General features: G+C 58.7%; 21 protein-coding genes. 19 read left to right on the top strand and 2 right to left on the bottom strand.

The features are described from left to right. Positions 1-3 precede the first annotated feature (3 nt). The 13 genes from rplR (at position 4) to dsbD (ending at position 8,719) form a co-directional block, all read left to right on the top strand. Positions 4-366: a 50S ribosomal protein L18 gene (gene rplR, locus ACP7DE_RS18035; protein WP_010394431.1), complete on the top strand. Its 363-nt coding sequence runs from the start codon at positions 4-6 to the stop codon at positions 364-366. A 9-nt stretch (positions 367-375) separates the two neighbouring features. Next, positions 376-894 (top strand): 30S ribosomal protein S5, encoded by a 519-nt coding sequence (gene rpsE / locus ACP7DE_RS18030; RefSeq protein ID WP_010394433.1) that lies wholly within the window; start codon positions 376-378, stop codon positions 892-894. Positions 895-904: 10 nt separating this feature from the next. After that, positions 905-1,084 carry a 50S ribosomal protein L30 gene (rpmD, locus tag ACP7DE_RS18025; protein WP_010394435.1) on the top strand — a complete coding sequence of 60 codons (180 nt, stop codon included), beginning with the start codon at positions 905-907 and terminating at the stop codon, positions 1,082-1,084. 30 nt (positions 1,085-1,114) lie between these two features. After that, positions 1,115-1,546 (top strand): 50S ribosomal protein L15, encoded by a 432-nt coding sequence (gene rplO, locus ACP7DE_RS18020; RefSeq protein WP_034753211.1) that lies wholly within the window; start codon positions 1,115-1,117, stop codon positions 1,544-1,546. Positions 1,547-1,578: 32 nt separating this feature from the next. Continuing rightward, positions 1,579-2,913, top strand: coding sequence for a preprotein translocase subunit SecY (secY, locus tag ACP7DE_RS18015; protein WP_010394438.1), 1,335 nt, complete (start codon positions 1,579-1,581; stop codon positions 2,911-2,913). 18 nt (positions 2,914-2,931) lie between these two features. Then, positions 2,932-3,150 carry a translation initiation factor IF-1 gene (gene infA, locus ACP7DE_RS18010; RefSeq protein WP_005663428.1) on the top strand — a complete coding sequence of 73 codons (219 nt, stop codon included), beginning with the start codon at positions 2,932-2,934 and terminating at the stop codon, positions 3,148-3,150. A 42-nt stretch (positions 3,151-3,192) separates the two neighbouring features. Beyond that, the gene (rpmJ, locus tag ACP7DE_RS18005) at positions 3,193-3,306 is read left to right on the top strand and encodes a 50S ribosomal protein L36 (protein WP_010394471.1); all 114 of its coding nucleotides are present in this window, start codon (positions 3,193-3,195) and stop codon (positions 3,304-3,306) included. Between the two features lie 14 nt (positions 3,307-3,320). Then, positions 3,321-3,686: a 30S ribosomal protein S13 gene (rpsM, locus tag ACP7DE_RS18000; RefSeq protein ID WP_046681666.1), complete on the top strand. Its 366-nt coding sequence runs from the start codon at positions 3,321-3,323 to the stop codon at positions 3,684-3,686. A 17-nt stretch (positions 3,687-3,703) separates the two neighbouring features. Further along, a complete protein-coding gene (rpsK, locus tag ACP7DE_RS17995; protein WP_010394475.1) occupies positions 3,704-4,108 on the top strand; it encodes a 30S ribosomal protein S11 in 405 nt (134 codons plus the stop codon). Between the two features lie 257 nt (positions 4,109-4,365). After that, complete coding sequence (gene rpsD / locus ACP7DE_RS17990; RefSeq protein WP_010394478.1) at positions 4,366-4,989, top strand: 30S ribosomal protein S4; 624 nt, start codon at positions 4,366-4,368, stop codon at positions 4,987-4,989. Between the two features lie 102 nt (positions 4,990-5,091). Continuing rightward, positions 5,092-6,069: a DNA-directed RNA polymerase subunit alpha gene (locus ACP7DE_RS17985; protein ID WP_008444343.1), complete on the top strand. Its 978-nt coding sequence runs from the start codon at positions 5,092-5,094 to the stop codon at positions 6,067-6,069. A gap of 133 nt (positions 6,070-6,202) precedes the next feature. Beyond that, positions 6,203-6,595 (top strand): 50S ribosomal protein L17, encoded by a 393-nt coding sequence (gene rplQ / locus ACP7DE_RS17980; protein ID WP_010394482.1) that lies wholly within the window; start codon positions 6,203-6,205, stop codon positions 6,593-6,595. A 171-nt stretch (positions 6,596-6,766) separates the two neighbouring features. Further along, the gene (gene dsbD / locus ACP7DE_RS17975) at positions 6,767-8,719 is read left to right on the top strand and encodes a protein-disulfide reductase DsbD (RefSeq protein WP_426073380.1); all 1,953 of its coding nucleotides are present in this window, start codon (positions 6,767-6,769) and stop codon (positions 8,717-8,719) included. A 70-nt stretch (positions 8,720-8,789) separates the two neighbouring features. Here the strand turns inward: dsbD and ACP7DE_RS17970 are convergent, their stop codons facing one another. Further along, positions 8,790-9,323: a Spy/CpxP family protein refolding chaperone gene (locus ACP7DE_RS17970; RefSeq protein ID WP_426073378.1), complete on the bottom strand. Its 534-nt coding sequence runs from the start codon at positions 9,321-9,323 to the stop codon at positions 8,790-8,792. 187 nt (positions 9,324-9,510) lie between these two features. Here ACP7DE_RS17970 and ACP7DE_RS17965 point away from each other — a divergent pair, with 187 nt between their 5' ends. From ACP7DE_RS17965 to ACP7DE_RS17945, 5 genes are all read left to right on the top strand, one after another. Next, positions 9,511-10,239: a response regulator gene (locus ACP7DE_RS17965; protein WP_034753223.1), complete on the top strand. Its 729-nt coding sequence runs from the start codon at positions 9,511-9,513 to the stop codon at positions 10,237-10,239. Further along, complete coding sequence (locus tag ACP7DE_RS17960; protein WP_426073377.1) at positions 10,236-11,594, top strand: ATP-binding protein; 1,359 nt, start codon at positions 10,236-10,238, stop codon at positions 11,592-11,594. Before ACP7DE_RS17965 ends, ACP7DE_RS17960 begins: the two co-directional genes overlap by 4 nt. An 87-nt stretch (positions 11,595-11,681) precedes the next feature. Beyond that, positions 11,682-12,854 (top strand): efflux RND transporter periplasmic adaptor subunit, encoded by a 1,173-nt coding sequence (locus tag ACP7DE_RS17955; protein ID WP_426073376.1) that lies wholly within the window; start codon positions 11,682-11,684, stop codon positions 12,852-12,854. Then, positions 12,851-15,961 (top strand): efflux RND transporter permease subunit, encoded by a 3,111-nt coding sequence (locus ACP7DE_RS17950; RefSeq protein ID WP_426073375.1) that lies wholly within the window; start codon positions 12,851-12,853, stop codon positions 15,959-15,961. The genes ACP7DE_RS17955 and ACP7DE_RS17950 overlap by 4 nt, the downstream gene beginning before the upstream one ends. 259 nt (positions 15,962-16,220) lie before the next feature. Continuing rightward, positions 16,221-17,129, top strand: a complete 909-nt coding sequence (locus ACP7DE_RS17945; RefSeq protein ID WP_426073374.1) for a hypothetical protein — start codon at positions 16,221-16,223, stop codon at positions 17,127-17,129. A gap of 72 nt (positions 17,130-17,201) precedes the next feature. On the opposite strand, the gene yihA is transcribed toward ACP7DE_RS17945, so the two are convergent. After that, the gene (gene yihA / locus ACP7DE_RS17940; protein ID WP_298410125.1) at positions 17,202-17,951 is read right to left on the bottom strand and encodes a ribosome biogenesis GTP-binding protein YihA/YsxC; all 750 of its coding nucleotides are present in this window, start codon (positions 17,949-17,951) and stop codon (positions 17,202-17,204) included. Between the two features lie 186 nt (positions 17,952-18,137). On the opposite strand from yihA, the gene ACP7DE_RS17935 reads away from it, so the two are divergent. Beyond that, positions 18,138-18,809 (top strand): c-type cytochrome, encoded by a 672-nt coding sequence (locus ACP7DE_RS17935; RefSeq protein ID WP_426073373.1) that lies wholly within the window; start codon positions 18,138-18,140, stop codon positions 18,807-18,809. Positions 18,810-18,947: the final 138 nt, after the last annotated feature.

Raw genomic sequence — 18,947 nt, 5'->3', positions numbered from 1 at the left:
ACGATGGATAAGAAAGAATCACGGCTTCGCCGCGGACGCCAAACCCGCATCAAGATTGCGGAATTGAAAGTAAATCGCTTGTCGGTGCATCGCACCAACCTGCACATTTACGCCAACCTGATCAGCCCGGACGCTAAAGTTCTGGTTTCGGCCTCGACGGCTGAAGCGGAAGTTCGCGCTGAACTGGCAGGTCAATCCGGCAAAGGCGGCAATGCCGCTGCTGCAGCCTTGATCGGCAAGCGCGTCGCTGAAAAAGCGTTGAAAGCAGGGATTACCGAAGTTGCGTTTGACCGCTCCGGTTTCCGTTACCACGGCCGTGTGAAAGCGTTGGCAGAAGCCGCACGCGAAGCCGGTCTGAAGTTCTAAGGATCAATCATGGCAAAAATGCAAGCAAAAATGCAAAGCGACAAGCCGGATGATGGCATGCGCGAAAAAATGATCGCGATCAACCGCGTGACCAAAGTGGTCAAGGGTGGTCGTATCATGGGTTTCGCCGCGCTGACCGTAGTTGGTGATGGCGATGGCCGCGTCGGCATGGGCAAGGGCAAATCGAAAGAAGTGCCAGTTGGCGTGCAGAAGGCAATGGAAGAAGCCCGTCGCAACCTGATCAAAGTGCCGCTCAAAAACGGTACCTTGCATCACACGGTTGTTGGTCGTCACGGCGCTTCCAAGGTCCTGATGAACCCAGCTAAGCCTGGTACTGGCGTTATCGCTGGTGGCGCAATGCGCGCTATCTTCGAAGTGATGGGCGTGACGGACGTGGTGGCGAAATCCACCGGTTCGAACAACCCATACAACCTGGTACGCGCTACGCTGGACGGCCTGTCGAAAATGAGCACTGCTTCCGATATCGCTGCCAAACGCGGCAAGTCGGTCGAAGACATTCTGGCTTAAGGTGGACAAAATGACAAACACAGTCAAAGTGCAATTGGTCAAGGGCTTGATCGGTACGCGCGAATCGCATCGCGCTACCGTGCGCGGTCTGGGTCTGCGTCGTGTAAATTCGGTTTCCGAATTGCAAGACACCCCATCCGTACGCGGCATGATCAATAAAGTATCGTATCTCGTTAAAGTTGTCGGGTAAGCCTTCGGGCTTACACGAACGGAGCAAATCATGGAATTGAATACTATTGCACCAGCCGAAGGCGCTAAGCACTACAAGCGTCGCGTCGGTCGCGGTATCGGCTCCGGCCTGGGTAAAACCTCGGGTCGTGGTCACAAAGGTCAGAAATCGCGTTCGGGCGGCTTTCATAAAGTCGGTTTCGAAGGCGGTCAGATGCCTCTGCAACGCCGTCTGCCTAAGCGCGGTTTCAAATCGATGCACGCAACCTTCAAAGCTGAAGTGCGCCTGTCCGATCTGAACAACCTGGCTGTTGGCGATGTCGACATTCTGGTCTTGAAGCAAGCTGGCGTTCTGGGCGTGTTGGCCCGTGACGTGCGCGTGATCTTGTCCGGCGAAATCACCAAAGCGGTGAATTTGAAGGGCTTGAAAGTGTCCGCTGGCGCGAAAGCCGCCATCGAAGCAGCCGGCGGCTCGGTAGCCTGAGTTGACCGCTAACAGCTTGATCGGAGCGAAAATTGGCGACTAATCCACAACTTGCTAAAAGTGCAGCGGCCGGTTTCCCTTGGGGACGGCTCTGGTTTTTGCTTGGCGCATTGGTGGTTTATCGTATCGGTGCTCACGTCCCGGTTCCCGGGATTGACCCGACACAATTAGCCTCGCTGTTCAAGGAGCACGAAGGCGGCGTCCTGGGCATGTTCAACATGTTCTCGGGCGGTGCCTTGTCTCGTTTTACAGTGTTTGCGCTGGGTATCATGCCTTATATCTCGGCCTCGATCATCATGCAATTGCTGTCGATCGTGTCACCGCAGATGGAAGCGTTGAAAAAAGAAGGCGAAGCAGGTCGTCGCAAGATCACCCAGTACACCCGGTATTTCACGGTTGCCCTGGCACTGTTCCAAGCGTTAGGCATTGCAGTCGCACTGGAGTCGCAAGCTGGTCTGGTGTTGGAACCTGGTCTTGCATTCCGCTTCGTGACGGTCGTCACTTTGTTGACCGGAACAATGTTTTTGATGTGGTTGGGTGAGCAAATTACCGAGCGTGGTTTGGGTAATGGCATCTCGATCATCATTTTTGCCGGGATTGCAGCAGGTCTGCCGTCGGCGTTGGGTGGTTTGTTCACTCAGGTGTCGAATGGTTCGATCGGCAGCTTCAGCGCGATTTTCATCGTGATCCTGGTAGCACTGGTAACGTACTTCGTCGTATTCGTCGAACGTGGTCAGCGCAAAATATTGGTCAATTACGCGAAGCGCCAGGTAGGCAACAAGATTTATGGCGGTCAAACCAGCCATTTGCCGTTGAAGCTGAACATGGCCGGCGTGATCCCGCCGATCTTTGCTTCTTCGATCATCTTGTTCCCGGCCACTATCGTGGACTGGTTTTCAAAGGGCGCCGACAACGCTAACCCTGCGGTGCGGTTCTTGAAAGATTTGGCAGCATCGATGGGGCCTGGTGAGCCTATCCATGCGCTGTTGTACGCAGTGGCGATCGTGTTTTTCTGTTTCTTCTATACAGCGCTGGTGTTTAACAGCAAGGAAACAGCAGATAACTTGAAGAAAAGCGGTGCGTTCATTCCCGGGATTCGTCCAGGCGAGCAGACAGCCCGTTACATCGACAAGATCCTGACACGCTTGACACTTGCCGGCGCAGTCTACATCACCCTGGTGTGTTTATTGCCGGAATTTATGCAAGCCCAGTGGAAAGTACCATTCTATTTCGGCGGTACTTCTTTATTGATTATTGTAGTTGTCACCATGGATTTCATGGCGCAAGTACAGAACTACGTGATGTCGCAGCAATATGATTCGCTGCTGCGCAAAGCAAATTTCAAGGGCGGAATTCCGACGCGTTAAGCGCGGTAAACATACCGAATGGCAAAAGACGACGTCATACAGATGCAGGGCGAGATTCTTGAGAATCTCCCAAATGCAACATTTCGAGTGAAGCTGGAGAACGGACACGTGGTGCTCGGGCATATTTCAGGTAAAATGCGGATGAATTATATTCGCATTCTCCCTGGAGACAAGGTGACGGTGGAGTTAACGCCGTACGACCTGAGCCGAGCCCGCATTGTGTTCCGTACTAAGTAACACACTGAATCAAACCAAAGAAGCGAAAGAAAGAGCCCAAAAATGAAAGTTCTCGCATCAGTCAAGCGGATCTGCCGCAACTGCAAGATCATCAAGCGCAAAGGCGTAGTCCGCGTAATCTGCGTGGAACCACGTCACAAGCAGCGTCAAGGTTAATCGAGGAATAACAAATGGCACGTATTGCAGGGGTTAATATCCCAAATCATCAGCATACCGTTATCGGCCTGACGGCCATCTACGGTGTGGGCCGTCCACGCGCAGAGAAAATCTGTGCATCGACCGGTGTAGCAACCAACAAAAAGATCAAAGATCTGGATGACAGCGAACTGGAAAAACTGCGCGATGAAGTAGGTAAATTCATCGTCGAAGGCGATCTGCGTCGTGAACTGTCCATGAACATCAAGCGTTTGATGGATCTGGGTTGCTACCGCGGCATGCGTCATCGTAAGGGTCTGCCTTGCCGTGGCCAGCGTACGCGTACGAACGCACGTACCCGCAAGGGACCGCGTAAAGCCGCTCAATCGCTGAAAAAATAATCCGCTAGGGAATAATTATGGCTAAGTCGCAAAATAACGCCGCATCAGCACGCGTGCGTAAAAAGGTTAAAAAGAACGTCGCTGAAGGCATCGCACATGTCCACGCTTCGTTCAATAACACCATCATTACCATCACCGATCGTCAAGGCAATGCCTTGTCGTGGGCTACCTCCGGCGGTGCAGGCTTCAAGGGTTCGCGTAAATCGACCCCGTTCGCAGCGCAGGTCGCCGCGGAAGCCGCTGGTAAAGTGGCTGTTGAGTGTGGCGTCAAGAACCTGGAAGTACGTATCAAGGGCCCAGGTCCTGGTCGTGAATCCGCCGTTCGCGCGCTGAACAACCTGGGCATCAAGATCACCGAGATCCAGGACGTGACGCCGGTACCGCACAACGGTTGCCGTCCACCGAAACGTCGTCGTATCTAAGATAGTGTTGCAGAGGGCGCTTCGGCGCCAGCTGCTTTGTTATCTGTTGTAACTTAGTACAGTTGTGTGAAATCGCTGGAGCAGGGAGCCGGAAACGGTTATACTGCCCGGCTGTTCTTGCCTGTCAAATTCAATTTGGCGGGTTTTTCGTTTTCAGCCACCGTCTGATTGAAGCTGAGTCAGACTAGCGCCTAACCGCAGCAGCGTGTTTAATCATGCATGTGGCTGGGGCGTTATCATTAAAAAAAGGAAGTATCGTGGCACGTTATATCGGACCTAAAGCAAAACTCTCCCGCCGTGAAGGTACTGACCTGTTCCTGAAGAGCGCCCGTCGCTCGCTGGACAGCAAGTGCAAACTGGACGTCAAACCAGGCCAGCACGGTGTTAAATCCGGCGCCCGCACCTCGGACTACGGTAACCAACTGCGCGAAAAGCAAAAAGTAAAACGCATGTACGGCGTGCTGGAACGTCAATTCCGCCGCTACTTCGCTGAAGCAGACCGTCGTAAAGGCAACACCGGCGAAACGCTGTTGAAGTTGCTGGAAACGCGTCTGGACAACGTTTGCTACCGCATGGGCTTTGGCTCGACCCGCGCTGAAGCGCGTCAATTGGTCAGCCACAAAGCGTTCACCGTGAACGGTATCGTTGTCAACATCGCTTCGTACGCGGTCAAAGTTGGCGACATCGTTGCTGTTCGTGAAAAATCGAAAAAGCAAGTGCGTATCGTTGAAGCACTGTCGCTGGCTGAACAAGTTGGTATGCCTAGCTGGGTTTCGGTTGATGCCAAGAAAATGGAAGGTACCTTCAAGTCCCTGCCAGAGCGTAACGAAATCGCTAACGACGTCAACGAATCGCTGATCGTCGAGCTGTACTCGCGTTAATAGTAGTTAGCACCATCACCGCCCACTCGATCGAGTGGGCGTTTTACTAATGCCATCAGCCTTATCGGTGTAATGAGCCGAGGGTATTGAAAAGGACATTTCATGCAAAACAGTTTGTTGAAGCCACGTATTATCGATGTTGAAGCTCTCGGTGCAGGTCACGCCAAAGTCGTGATGGAACCGTTCGAGCGCGGCTATGGCCACACATTGGGTAACGCGTTGCGCCGCGTTCTGCTGTCGTCGATGGTAGGCTACGCGCCGACCGAAGTGACGATCGCTGGCGTCGTCCACGAATATTCTTCCCTCGATGGCGTGCAAGAAGACGTCGTCGATTTGTTGCTGAACTTGAAGGGTGTGGTTTTCAAAGTCCACAACCGCGATTCGGTAACTCTGACCCTGAAAAAAGAAGGCGAAGGCGCCATCCTGGCCTCCGACATCGACCTGCCGCATGACGTCGAACTGATCAACCCTGACCACGTGATCGCCCACCTGACCGCTGGTGGCAAGCTGGACATGCAGATCAAGGTTGAAAAAGGCCGCGGCTACGTTCCTGGTAACGTGCGTCGCCTGTCGGAAGACACGAACAAGACCATCGGCCGCATCATTCTGGATGCGTCGTTCTCGCCAGTGCGCCGTGTATCGTACTTCGTTGAATCGGCTCGCGTCGAACAGCGTACCGACCTGGACAAGCTGATCATCAACATCGAAACCAACGGCGTGATCTCGCCGGAAGAAGCGATCCGCCAGTCGGCCCGCGTTCTGGTGGATCAGTTGAATGTGTTCGCTGCCCTGGAAGGCACGGAAGCTGCCGCCGAAGCGCCATCGCGCGCTCCGCTGGTCGATCCTATCCTGTTGCGTCCAGTCGACGATCTGGAGTTGACCGTGCGTTCGGCGAACTGCCTGAAAGCGGAAAACATCTATTACATCGGCGACCTGATCCAACGTTCGGAAAACGAACTGCTGAAAACGCCAAACCTGGGCCGCAAGTCCCTGAACGAGATCAAGGAAGTGCTGGCATCGCGCGGCTTGACCTTGGGCATGAAGCTGGAAAACTGGCCACCTGCAGGCCTGGAAAAGTAATTCGTAGTTGTAGCAAACTGCCTGGGACAGGTGTCCCAGGCTTTTATTTTGAAGCACTAAACCGGCCCGCGATGTTGCACTAGCTTCATCGATCGAAGAGCTGGAATTTAAACACTCACCGAAAGGATTTATCATGCGTCACGGTCACGGCCTCCGTAAACTGAATCGTACCTCGTCCCACCGTCTGGCAATGCTGCGCAACATGACAGTATCGCTGCTGCGTCACGAAGCGATCAAAACCACCCTGCCAAAAGCAAAAGAACTGCGCCGCGTTGTCGAGCCAATTCTGACCCTGGGCAAAACTGACTGCCTGGCAAACAAGCGTCTGGCCTTCAACCGCCTGCGCGATCGTGAAATGGTCTTGAAGCTGTTCGCTGAACTGGGCCCACGTTACGCCAACCGTAATGGCGGCTATGTGCGTATCCTGAAAATGGGTTTCCGCGTCGGCGATAACGCTCCTATGGCGTTCGTTGAACTGATGGATCGTCCAGATACGACCGAAGCAGTTGAAATCGCTGGCGAGTAATCCCAGTAATTGCATCTGAGAAAGCCAGGCCTAGCCTGGCTTTTTTGTTTTCTGCTGCGGCGATCACAGCTGCGGTGTACTATTCTTCTTTCGCGCCGGCTCTGCAGCCACTGCACGCTCCGCGCGTCTCTTGTTGAATGGCACAGCTGATGCCGCAGAAAAAGGTAGTCCATGTCACGTTTCGCCACCAGCGCCGCCGCGCGCGCCCCCACGTCCTTGCAATCTGTCCTGGCCTGGCTCACCGCCTGCCTGGTGTTGGCCATGCTGGCTTTCGGTGCCGGCCATGCCCGTGCCGATGAGGAATTCCTCGACCCCGAACTGGCTTTCAAGTTTTCCGCGCGCATGCAAGACCCGTCCACCATCGCCGTCACCTATGTGATTGCCGATGGTTACTATATGTACCACGAGCGCTTCAAGTTCGACGCCGTGGGCGCCAAGCTGGGCACGCCCGTGTATCCGGCCGGCAAGGTCAAGTTTGACGACACCTTCCAGAAGAACGTGGAAACGTTCCGCAAGACCCTGACCATCACGATTCCCGTTCAGGCGGCTGGCGCGTTTACCCTGAAGGCGACGGGACAGGGCTGCTCCGACAAGGGCCTGTGCTATGCGCCGCAAGACGCCACGGCCCAGCTGGTGGGCGGTGGCGGCGGCCAGAGCATGGCGCCGGGCGGCTTGCCGTCGAAGTTTGCCTTGCCGGCCGCGCCGGCGGTCGACACGGCGGCCGTCAACGGGCCGCAGGCGCAAGCGTCGCCTGGCGTATCCGTGCTGAGCATTCCCCAAGCGGATATCATCAGCACGCCCGAGCCGGTAGCGGCGGTTCCTGTGGCGGCACGCCCGGCGCCGGCGCAAAACGAGATGGGCAAGATCGAAGCGGCCCTGAAGGGCGGCAAGCTGATGGTCATCGTGCCCCTGTTCATGCTGCTGGGCCTGGGCCTGGCCTTTACGCCGTGCGTGTTGCCGATGGTGCCGATTTTGTCGTCGATCATCGTCGGCGATGGCGCCAAGGTCAGCCGCGCGCGGGGCTTGCTGCTGTCGCTGACCTATGCGCTGGGCATGGCCATCGTCTACACGGCGCTGGGCGTGGCGGCGGGCCTGGCTGGCGAAGGGCTGGCGGCCAAGCTGCAAAACCCGTGGGTGCTGGGTTTCTTTGCCTTGCTGATGGCGACCCTGTCGCTGTCGATGTTCGGTTTTTATGAATTGCAAGTGCCGGCTTTCCTGCAAGGCAAGCTGACGTCTGTGTCGAATCAGCAATCATCGGGACGCCTGGCGGGCGTGTTCGTCATGGGCGCCATCTCGGCCCTGATCGTGGGGCCGTGCGTGGCCGCGCCGCTGGCCGGCGCTTTGCTGTACATCAGCCAGACGCGCGACGTCGTCATCGGCGGCAGCGCGCTGTTTGCCATGGCGGTGGGCATGAGCGTGCCCTTGATTTTAGTGGGTGTGTCGGCCGGTACCTTGCTGCCGCGCGCAGGCGCCTGGATGGATGCCGTCAAGCGCTTCTTTGGCGTGCTGCTGCTGGGCGTGGCCTGGTGGCTGGTCTCGCCTGTCTTGCCGGGCGCCGTGCAGATGCTGGGTTGGACGGTGCTGCTGGTCGGCTACGGCATGTATTTGCTGGTAGGTAATAGTGGTGCCAGGAATGCGTGGCTGGCCAAGGCCTTCGGCCTGGTGTTTGCCGTGCTGGGCGTGGTGCAACTGGTGGGCGTGGCCAGCGGCGGCCGCGATCCGCTGGCGCCGCTGGCGCACCTGGGCGGTGGCCAGGTGCACGCGCAACCGTTTATGCGCGTAAAGACCGTGGCGCAGCTCGATGCGGCGCTGGCCCAGCTCAATGGCAAGCCAGCCTTGCTGGACTTTTATGCGGACTGGTGCGTGTCTTGCATCGAGATGGAAAAGCTGACCTTTGTCGATCCCGCCGTGCGCGAGAAGATGGGGCAAGCCGTGCTGCTGCAAGTGGACGTGACGGCCAATGACGCCGACGACAAGGCCATGCTGAAGCGTTTCCAGCTGTTCGGCCCGCCGGGCATCATCATGTTCAACCAGCAGGGGCAGGAGATTGCCCAGTCGCGCGTGATCGGTTTCCAGAATGCATCAACTTTCCTGACCTCCCTGCGCAAGCTCGACGGACAGTAAGCAGTCACTTGTGTGCCCCATAAGAAAAAGCCTGCGTCGCAGGCTTTTTCGATTCTTGCGTACCGCTAATTTAGCCGGCTTTCGGATGCTCCTGCATGCCGTGGTGAGCTCCGCGGTGGCCACCGTGCTTGCCGCCAGGCACGCTGTCGTCAAACACCTTCTTTTGCTCCGGCGTCAGCACGGCATAGAAGGTTTTCAGCGAGGCTAAACGGCTTTCCTGGCCGGCGATGCGCTCTTTCGACATGGCGATCCATTGCTCCATGCGTTCCGGCGCCGACAGCTTGGCCATCGCTTCGCGCTTGGCTTTCCAGTCGCCCATCGGCTTTTTCGGCGCGTTGGCGGCCGTGAACGTGGCCCAGGCCGGTTCTTGCGCCGCCGTCAGCTTCAGCTTGTCGTGCAGGCGAGCCTGGTATTTGGCCATGCGCTCGGTCGGGTTGCCGCCGCGGTGCTGGCCGCGCTGGCCATCATGTTGCATCTTGCTGCTGGCGGCAGGCGCGCTGGCGGCCGCTTCCTGGGCGTGGACGGTCAGCGATGCCGCACCCATGCCGAGTACGCTCATGGCGATGATCAAATTCTTGCGCAAGGTTGTCATTGAGGCGTTCATCTGGATTCCTTTGTAAAAGATGAGGGATGTACATGTTGCTGCACATGAATCCATGTTGGACGTGCCATGTTTCCCTGAAGTGTCCGCTGTCAGACAGTTTGTATCTATATGTTTCTTCGGGTCTTCTATATACAAGACGATACAAATGCGCTGTGCAAGGGTGGGGGAAGTGGGGATAATTCGTACCATGGAACCCACTTCTACAATTCTCATCGTCGACGATGACCGCGACATCCGCAGCTTGCTGGCGGACTACCTGGAAACGAACGCCTACCGCACCCTGGGCGCGGCAGATGGCACGGCCATGTGGAAAATTCTCGACGAAACGCGGCCCGACCTGATTGTGCTCGATTTGAACTTGCCTGGTGACGACGGCCTGACCTTGTGCCGCAAGCTGCGTGCCCAATCGACGGTGCCGGTGATCATGTTGACGGCGCGCAATGAGCCGCTGGACCGCATCCTGGGCCTGGAAATGGGCGCCGACGATTATTTGCCGAAACCTTTCGAGCCGCGTGAATTGCTGGCGCGCATACGCAGCGTGTTGCGCCGCAGCCATGCCATGCCGTCGAACGTGCCGTCGGACAAGGCGCAGCAAATCCGCTTTTCCGGCTGGACGCTGGACTTGACGGCGCGCCACCTGCTCAATCCCAGCGGCCTGGTGATCATGCTGTCGGGCGCGGAATTTCGCTTGTTGCGCGTGTTCCTGGAACACCCGAACCGCGTGCTCAACCGCGACCAGTTGCTGAACCTGACGCAGGGACGCGACGCCGACCCGTTCGACCGCTCGATCGATATCCAGATCAGCCGCTTGCGGCAAAAACTTGGTGAGGATGCGCGTTTGCCGCAAATCATCAAGACCGTGCGCAATGGCGGCTACGTGCTGGCCGGGCAAGTCAATGTGGAGCCGCACGCGTGAAGGCCTTCCTGGGCTCGATGACGGGCCGCGTATTCATGTTTCTGCTGATCGGCATCGTCGCGTCGGCTGCGCTGACGCAGTGGCTGGCCGTGGGCGAACGCCAGCGCGCCATCGAGCAATACCGTGACTACCACGCCGTGGAGCGGGCCGAACAGCTGGTGATGGCGGCCGACGTGGTGCCGCTGGCCTCGCGCGCCGCGTACCTGAAGGTGGCCAACAAGGGCAGCGTGCGCCTGGAATTGCGTCCCGACACAGAACATGTGCCCGGCGCGCCGACGGAATTTTCCAGCGCCCTGCAGGCCAAGCTGGGCGAGGGCTTCAAGGTCAGCGCGCTGGCTGAACGCCCTGCCGCCTGCGTCAAGCCGCGGCAGACGCCGGGCATGTTTCCCGCCAAGCCATGGGGCGGCACGTGCGAAAACCTCGATGTGCGCATGCAGGATGGCCATGTGCTGCGCCTGATGGTCTTGCCGCCACGCCAGCAGCCGCCGTTCAATGAACATAACGACTGGATGACCTTGCTGCCTTTCCTGATCAGCATCGCCATCCTGGCTTACCTGGTCACGCGCATGACCATGCGCCCGCTCAAGCAATTGGCGCAAGCGGCGAAAGACCTGGGCAACGACATCAACCATCCGCCGCTGACCTTGTCGGGCGCCAGCGAGATCCGCCAGGCCAGCGCCGCCTTCAATGCCATGCAGGCACGCATACGCCAGCACATTTCCCAGCGTACACAAATGCTGGCCGCCATCACGCATGATTTGCAAACGCCGCTCACGCGTTTGCGCTTGCGCCTGGAAAAAGTGGCGGATACGGAATTGTATGAGCGCCTGGTGGGCGACCTGTCGGCCATGCAAAGCATGGTCAAGGAAGGGCTGGACCTGGCCCGCTCGATGGATAGCACCGAAGCGATGCAGGCGCTCGATCTCGACTCCCTGCTCGACAGCGTCTGCTCGGATGCGGCTGATGCCGGCCAGAATGTGACCCTGGCCGGGCAGGCCAGCATGGCCTTGATGGCCCGTCCCATCGCCATGCGACGCTGCCTGGTGAACTTGATCGACAACGCCGTCAAATATGGCCAGCACGCGCAGGTGACCGTCGAGCGCATCGCCGGTGCGGCCCGCATCCGCATCCGCGACGGCGGGCCGGGTATTGCACCAGATCAACTGGCCAAGGTATTCGAACCGTTTTACCGCATCGAGACTTCGCGTTCGCGCGAATCGGGCGGCACGGGCCTGGGCCTGACCATTGCGCGCAATATCGCCGAGCAGCATGGCGCCACGGTCTTGCTGGCCAATCATGTCGACGGTGGACTGGAAGTCACCCTGATCGTGCCAGAGTATTACGCTGGAAAGTGAGCATTTCCGTGCGACAATATTGTGCTTTATGCCCCCTGGCAACTATATTCAACCTGCAGCCCTGCGCTGCAACAGCGTGACAGAACAATGAAAAAGACTAGCCTGGCAATCCTCGTGGGGGCGGCCCTGTGTATCGGTGGCGGCATCTGGTATTTCAATCATCAGTCCGGCGTGGCGGCCGGTGGCCAGGATGGCAAAGGGGGCAAGGGCGGGCAGGGGCCAACGACGGTGAGCGTGGTCGCGCCGTTGCGCCAGGATGTGCCGATGGTACTGCAAGCCAATGGCAGCGTGATGCCGATCAGCAGCGTCGACCTGCATCCGCAGACGACCAGTACGATTACCAAGGTGCACATCCGCGAAGGACAGTTCGTCAAACAGGGCGATCTGATGTTCACGCTGGACGCCCGCAGCGAGCACGCGAACGTCGACAAGGCGCAGGCGCAAGTCTTGCGCGACCGCGCCTCGGTGCTGGACCTTGAACGCCAGCTCAAGCGCAACCAGGATTTGCTGAGCAAGAACTTCATCGCCCAGGGCGCCGTGGACACCCTGCAAAGCCAGCTCGATGCGGCACGCGCCTTGCTGGCCGCCGACCAGGCCGCCTTGCGCGCCGCCCAGGTTGATTCCAGCTACACCGTCCTGCGCGCGCCACAGGGGGGCCGCGTGGGCGCCATCAGTGTGTACGCGGGCAGCCTGGTGCAGCCGACCACTTCGCTCACCAGCATCACCCAGCTCGACCCGATCGATGTGGTCTTCACCTTGCCGGAAAGCAGTCTGTCGGGCTTGCTGGCGGCGCAGAAGGCGGGCGAGGTGGCGGTCAAGGCGCTGCTGGCCGATGCCGGCGGCAAGCAGCTCGATGGCAAACTGAACTTTATCGACAATGCCGTCGATCCCGCTACGGGCGTGATCAAGATCAAGGCCCGTTTCAATAATGCTGGCACCGACCTGTGGCCTGGTCAGTATGTGAATACGCAACTGACGGTGCGCACGCTCAAGAATGCGCTGGTCATCCCGCAAAACGCCATCATCACCAATACCACGGGCATCTTCGTGTATTCGATGGAGCCCGATAACACGGCCAAGGTGCGCAAGATTGCCCGCGTGTATGCGTTCGGCCCGAATGCGGTCGTCAGCGGATTGAACGGCGATGAAAAAGTCATCGTCGATGGCAAGCAAAACCTGCGTCCGGGCGGCAAGGTGCGCCTGGCGGAAAAACACAAGGCCGCCGATGGCGCCGTCGCACCGCAAGGCAAGCCAGCATGAACCTGTCTGAACTGAGCATTCGCCGCCCCGTCATGGTGGTGCTGTTGTCCCTGAGCATCATCCTGGCCGGCGTGCTGGCGTATGGCCACATTCCCGTGGCGGCCTTGCCGAGCTATAACACGCCCGTCATCAACGTCAGCGCCGATCTGGCCGGCGCCAGCCCCGATACCATGGCCTCCTCCGTGGCCTTGCCGCTGGAAAAACAGTTTTCCACCATCGCCGGCCTGAGCCTGATTACTTCCACGAGTACCTTGGGCAATACGTCGCTGACCCTGGAGTTTGACGCCAGCATCAATGTCAACGAGGCCGCCGTCGACGTGCAGGCGGCCCTGCTGCGCGCGCAGCGCCAGTTGCCGACGGAAATGACGGACTTGCCGTCCTACCGCAAAGTCAATCCGGCCGATGCGCCCGTGCTGTTCATCCAGATGACGTCGCCATCGCTGAACTTGTCGGATCTGAATGATTATGCGGAAAACCTGATTGCGCCCAGCCTGTCGACCCTGCCTGGCGTGGCCCAGGTCAGCGTGAATGGCCAGAAACGCTTCGCCGTGCGCGTGCGTGCCCGTGCCGACCTGATGAATGCGCGCAACCTGACCATGGACGAGCTGGCCACCGCACTGCGCGCGTCGAACACGAATTCGCCGCTGGGCATCCTCGATGGCCCCAGCCAGACGCTGACCATCCAGGGCAACCCGCAGATGATGAAGGCGGCCGATTTTGCCGAACTCATTGTCGCCACGCGCAATGGCCAACCCGTGCGCCTGAAGGAAGTGGCCGAGGTGGAAGACAGTTTCCAGTCGACCAAGACGGCCGGCAGTTTCAACGGCGAGCGCTCGATCACCTTGCTGGTGCAGCGTCAACCGAACGCCAACACCGTGCAAGTGGTTGATGCCGTGCGCAAGCTCTTGCCAGGATTCAAGGCGCAGTTGCCCGCGTCGATCCAGATCAGCCTGGTCAACGACCGTTCCGTCTCAATCCGCGAAGCCATTCACGACGTCAACCTGACCCTGGCCCTGACGGTGATTCTGGTGGTGCTGGTGATCTTTTTGTTCCTGCACCGCGCGGCCGCCACCTTCATTCCTGCCGTTACCATGCCGATTTCCCTGCTCGGCGCGCTGGCCCTGCTGTACTGGCTAGGCTACAGCCTCGACAACATCTCCTTGCTGGGCATTACCTTGGCCGTGGGCCTGGTGGTCGACGATGCCATCGTGGTGTTGGAGAACATCGTGCGCCATATCGAGATGGGCAAGAAGCCGATCCAGGCGGCGCTGGTGGGCGCCAGGGAAATGGGATTTACCATCATCTCGATTTCCGTCTCGCTGGTGGCCGTGTTCATTCCCATTTTCTTCATGCCGGGCGTGATCGGCTTGCTGTTCCACGAGTTTGCCGTCGTCGTCTCGCTGTCCATCCTGGTGTCGGCCATCGTGTCGCTGACCCTGGTGCCGATGTTGGCCAGCCGCTTCCTGCCGGCCGATACCCGCGAACACAATGACAGCGACCCCACGCATGGCGAAAAGTCCTTCATCGGCCGCCACTTCGAGGCGGGTTTCACGACATTGCGCAATGGTTACGTGCATCTGCTCGATAAGGCCCTGGCGCACCGCAATGTGGTGCTCTTCGTTGCCGTATGTACCTTTGCGCTGACGGTGTTGCTGTACGCCACCATTCCGAAAGGTTTCTTCCCCGAGGAAGACCTGGGCCAGATCCAGGTGAACACGGAGGCGTCGGAAGACATTTCTTCGGCGGCACTGCAAGACTTGCAAGCCCGCGTGGCGGCCGTGCTCAAGGCGGACCCCAGCGTGCAGGATGTGACCTCGTTCGTCGGCGGTGGCAATACGGGCCGCATGTTCATGGTCTTGAAGCCGCGCAGCGAACGGCCGAAAATGCCCGTGGTACTGGAAAACCTGCGCCGCGCGACGAGCGCCGTGCCCGGCATGGCCGTGTATTTCCGGCCCGTGCAAAACTTGCAGCTGGGCGGACGCCAGAGCAAGAGCCGTTACCAGTACACCTTGCAAAGCGTCAGTCCCGACGCCTTGAATGACTGGGCGGAAAAGTTTATTGTCGGCATGCGTGCCGATCCCGCTTTCCGCGACGTCACCAGCGATTCTCAGATCAAGGGCTTGCAAGCGTCCCTCAGGATCGACCGCGACAAGGCCAATCTGCTGGGCGTGCAAATGTCCGACATCCGCACGGCCCTGTACAGCGCCTTTGGCGAGCGGCAAGTGTCGACCATTTATTCGTCGGCAGCAAGCTATTACGTGATCCTGGAAGCGGCCACGGCCGACCGCCAGTATGACGATGCGCTCACGCGCGTGTCGGTGCGCAGCAAAACAGGCGAACTGGTCAAGCTGTCGAGTATTGCCTACGTGGAGCGCACGATCGGCCCCACTTCCGTGAATCACCAGGGACAGTTGCAGGCCGTCACCATCGCCTTCAACCTGGCGCCGGACGTGCCGCTGGGCATCGCCACGGGCAAGATCGATGCGATGGCCAAGGACATGAGCTTGCCGGCTTCCATCATCACGCGCTATGGCGGCGACGCGGCCGTGTTCCAGGATTCGCAGTCCAGCCAGATTATCCTCATCATCGCCGCGCTGGCCGTGATCTATGTATTGCTCGGTGTCCTGTACGAAAGCTATATCCACCCGCTGACCATCCTGGCCGGCTTGCCGTCGGCGGCCGTGGGCGCCTTGCTGACCTTGCGCCTGTTTGGCATGGACCTGACCATGATCGCCATCATCGGTATTTTGATGCTGATCGGTATCGTCAAGAAAAACGCCATCATGATGATCGACTTTGCCCTGCATGCGCAGCGCAACGAGGGCATGAGCCCGCCTGAAGCCATCCGTCAGGCTTGCATCCTGCGTTTCCGCCCCATCATGATGACGTCGGCGGCGGCCCTGATGGGCGCCTTGCCCATCGCCCTGGGCCTGGGCGCCGGCGCCGAGCTGCGCCAGCCGCTGGGCCTGGCCGTGGTCGGTGGGTTATTGTTTTCACAAGTCATTACCCTGTTCATTACCCCCGTCATCTATTTGTTCCTGGACAAGTACAGCGGCACGGGGCCGGTGACGGACGAGCAACTGGTCGCACTCGATAACAAAGCTTGAGTGCCTGCGTGACTCGTGACCCGTAGCCGGCGTCCCTTTCCTGCGTGAATGGGGCGCCGGTTTTGTATGGGCAGCGATACATACGGTAACAACCGTTAAGGGGCGGCTCGGGTACTCTGGTGAGCGCTGCAAGGAATGCCGCTATCCTGTACGCTTCGGGTTGGAAATGCCGAGGAAGTGTTCCCAAAAGCAAGGGACTCTGGCACTATGGCTGCCCTGTAAGATTACTTTTGTCGCTACACAGAAAGCACGATTCATTTTGCATGACACGACCCATTTGATGGCTGCCGATTCCGACGTTTGTCCCACTTGCGGACAAGTGATCCAGCCACCACCGGCCTACGGGTCCAGGACCAGCACCATGCGCAAGGTGGCGCTGGGCGTGTCCGTCTTGTTGCATGTGTTGCTGGCGGCGTATGCCCTGTTGCGCAGCGACACGATCGAAAAAATCCCACCGCCGAAGAAGGAAAGTGCGATGGTCTACATCGCGCCGCTGAAGGACAAGCCGCAACCGAAGCCGCAGCCGAAACCCACGCCGAAACCGAAGGACACGAAAGTGGCCAAGGTGAAACCGCCGCCGGCGCCGAGCAAGCGCGTGGTGACCAAGGACGTGCCGCGCGACAAGCCGAAACTGGAAACGTTCACGCCGCCGCTGGTGTCGAAAGTGCCGTTGCCGCCGCCGCCGGCCGAAGATATGAGTTCGATGATCGAGCAGCGCCGCAAGCAGCGCCAGGCGCAAAATCCTGCGCCGCCGGCTGAGGAAAGTGAAAATGACCGCGCCATGCGCGTGGCCAAGGCGAATATCGCCGGCGCGCAGGGACGCAATTCAGGCAGCGACCGCGAGGATTCGGGTGGCGTGTTTTCCATCGTCAACCAGACCTCTTTCAGTGCCGAAGTCAAGTTCAAGGGCTGGAATGGCAACTTCAAGCGCAATTGGCTGAAACAGGAAAAAGTCGAACTGGGCAATGAACCTGATATCGAATCGGCCATCATCAAGAAGATGATCCAGCTGATCCGTGCCGAAAAGCCGGGCGATTTCGTCTGGGAATCGCGGCGCCTGGGGCGCAACGTCAACCTCAGCGCCCGCGTGGAAGACACGGCCGAGCTGAGCGCCTTCCTGCGCCAGGAATTCTTTTCGGAAAAGCGGCCAGGGCCGGGCCGGCGCTAAACGCTCAGCGCAATAAAAAAAGGCTGCACCGTGTGAACGGGCAGCCTTTTTGTCATGTGGCGCTGATGATGATCAGGCCGGTTTGTCCGATTCGGTTCCCGGTGCCGCTTCCACGTCGTCTTCCATCTCGATGAGTTCGACCATTTCGGCCGCGCCGTCTTCGCTGATGCCAGCCAGTTCCATGATCTTGTCATTGGCTTCGTCGATGCCGACGCGCTTGAGGGCCGAGAACAGTTGCACGGTGAACGGAAAGCCGACGCCGTCTTCATCGACATAGCTGTCGAGCTTGGCTTTCGCCTGGCGCAGCGCGTTGACCGATTCATTGCGGTTCAGCTTATCGACTTTCGTCAGGATGCAGTGGATCGGCTTGCCCGTGGGGGCGAACCATTCCAGCATCTGGACGTCCAGGTCGGTGAAAGGACGGCGCGAATCCATGATAAGAACCAGGCCCGCCAACTGCTCGCGGCGCTGCACGTAGTCGCCCAGCAAACGTTGCCAGTGCAGTTTGGCCGAGCCCGAAACTTCCGCGTAGCCGTATCCGGGCAAGTCGACCAGCAGGCATTCGATCTCTTCGACGATGGTGGCATCCTTGCGGTGCTGCGCCACATGGGCGCCGCCGATGGAGAAGTAGTTGATGTGCTGGGTACGGCCAGGTGTCTTGGAGGCGAACGCCAAGCCTTTCTGATTACACAAGATGTTGATGGCGGTCGATTTACCGGCATTGGAGCGGCCGGCAAAAGCGATTTCCGGCACCGTGGTATCGGGCAGGTCACGCAATTGGTTGACGGTCGTAAAGAAGCGGGCTTGCCAGAGTTTTGACATGGGAGTAGTAAAGCAACAAAATGGAGCGATAAGGGAGCGATAACGCCAAGAAGCTATTGTACAATAAGGGATTGTTAATTGTTGCCGGCGTAGCAGCGATGCGGCTTGCGGCCCTGAAAATAAATCAAAAATCGCAGGAGCGCGGCAATGTCCACCACTAATTTCTCACTGTCTCAGGGTGCCTGAATGAATCGTGCGTTTTCACCGTTTGTCCAATCCATGCTGCTCGCTTTGCTGGCTGTATCGGCAACTGCTTTCGCGGTCGAAGCACCGAAACCGGCCGTCAAGGCCGACGCTGCCAAGGGCGCTACCCTGTACGCCGATGGCGATGCGGCGCGCGGCTTGCCTGCCTGCGTGTCTTGCCATGGTGCGGCCGGCAATTCGACCATCACGGTCAACCCGAAGCTGGCCGGCCAGCACGAAAGCTATATTTACAAGCAATTGGTCGACTTCACCACGCCGGAGCGCAACCAGCCTGTCATGACGACGTACGCGAAGATGCTCAGCGACGCCGACAAGAAGAATATCGCAGCCTACCTGGGTGCGCAGCTGTCCAAGCCGGGTGCCGCGAAAAACAAGGATACGATTGACCTGGGCAAGAAAATCTACCGTGGTGGCATTGCTTCCAAGCAAATCGCCGCCTGCGCCAGCTGTCATGGCGCGACGGGCAATGGCATGCCCGTCCAGTATCCGCGCATCGCCGGTCAGCACCAGGATTACACGGTGGCCCAACTGGCCATGTTCCGCAGCACCAAGGCCGACGCCCGCAAGAACAGCGCGCAAATGCACACCATCGCCGCCCGCATGTCGGATGACGAAATCGCCGCCGTGGCCGACTATATCGCCGGCCTGAAGTAAGTTTTCATATTGGCAAGAAATTGCCAGGCGCACCAGCGCGCATGAACAAGGGCGGCCATCTCAAACAGGCTGCCCTTTTTTATGGCAGGGGCCAAACAGGAGTATGCTGCCGCTTTGCCCGCAGACATACTGTGTGCT

It is taken from the genome of Janthinobacterium sp. DSP2-3-3 (assembly GCF_049897325.1).
Lineage (GTDB): Bacteria > Pseudomonadota > Gammaproteobacteria > Burkholderiales > Burkholderiaceae_D > Janthinobacterium.
Note: the sequence above shows the minus strand (reverse complement) of the source record. Positions and strands in the feature narration are given on the sequence as shown.

What these genes read in the sequence shown, in the direction of transcription:
- rpmD (WP_010394435.1), top strand. Translation starts at nt 905, where the DNA reads ATGACAAACACAGTCAAAGTGCAATTGGTCAAGGGCTTGATCGGTACG.
- ACP7DE_RS17985 (WP_008444343.1), top strand. Translation starts at nt 5,092, where the DNA reads ATGCAAAACAGTTTGTTGAAGCCACGTATTATCGATGTTGAAGCTCTC.
- rplQ (WP_010394482.1), top strand. Translation starts at nt 6,203, where the DNA reads ATGCGTCACGGTCACGGCCTCCGTAAACTGAATCGTACCTCGTCCCAC.
- rplR (WP_010394431.1), top strand. Translation starts at nt 4, where the DNA reads ATGGATAAGAAAGAATCACGGCTTCGCCGCGGACGCCAAACCCGCATC.
- rpmJ (WP_010394471.1), top strand. Translation starts at nt 3,193, where the DNA reads ATGAAAGTTCTCGCATCAGTCAAGCGGATCTGCCGCAACTGCAAGATC.
- dsbD (WP_426073380.1), top strand. Translation starts at nt 6,767, where the DNA reads ATGTCACGTTTCGCCACCAGCGCCGCCGCGCGCGCCCCCACGTCCTTG.
- rpsM (WP_046681666.1), top strand. Translation starts at nt 3,321, where the DNA reads ATGGCACGTATTGCAGGGGTTAATATCCCAAATCATCAGCATACCGTT.
- rplO (WP_034753211.1), top strand. Translation starts at nt 1,115, where the DNA reads ATGGAATTGAATACTATTGCACCAGCCGAAGGCGCTAAGCACTACAAG.
- ACP7DE_RS17965 (WP_034753223.1), top strand. Translation starts at nt 9,511, where the DNA reads ATGGAACCCACTTCTACAATTCTCATCGTCGACGATGACCGCGACATC.
- yihA (WP_298410125.1), bottom strand. Translation starts at nt 17,951, where the DNA reads ATGTCAAAACTCTGGCAAGCCCGCTTCTTTACGACCGTCAACCAATTG.
- ACP7DE_RS17955 (WP_426073376.1), top strand. Translation starts at nt 11,682, where the DNA reads ATGAAAAAGACTAGCCTGGCAATCCTCGTGGGGGCGGCCCTGTGTATC.
- ACP7DE_RS17970 (WP_426073378.1), bottom strand. Translation starts at nt 9,323, where the DNA reads ATGAACGCCTCAATGACAACCTTGCGCAAGAATTTGATCATCGCCATG.
- rpsK (WP_010394475.1), top strand. Translation starts at nt 3,704, where the DNA reads ATGGCTAAGTCGCAAAATAACGCCGCATCAGCACGCGTGCGTAAAAAG.
- rpsE (WP_010394433.1), top strand. Translation starts at nt 376, where the DNA reads ATGGCAAAAATGCAAGCAAAAATGCAAAGCGACAAGCCGGATGATGGC.
- ACP7DE_RS17935 (WP_426073373.1), top strand. Translation starts at nt 18,138, where the DNA reads ATGAATCGTGCGTTTTCACCGTTTGTCCAATCCATGCTGCTCGCTTTG.
- ACP7DE_RS17950 (WP_426073375.1), top strand. Translation starts at nt 12,851, where the DNA reads ATGAACCTGTCTGAACTGAGCATTCGCCGCCCCGTCATGGTGGTGCTG.
- infA (WP_005663428.1), top strand. Translation starts at nt 2,932, where the DNA reads ATGGCAAAAGACGACGTCATACAGATGCAGGGCGAGATTCTTGAGAAT.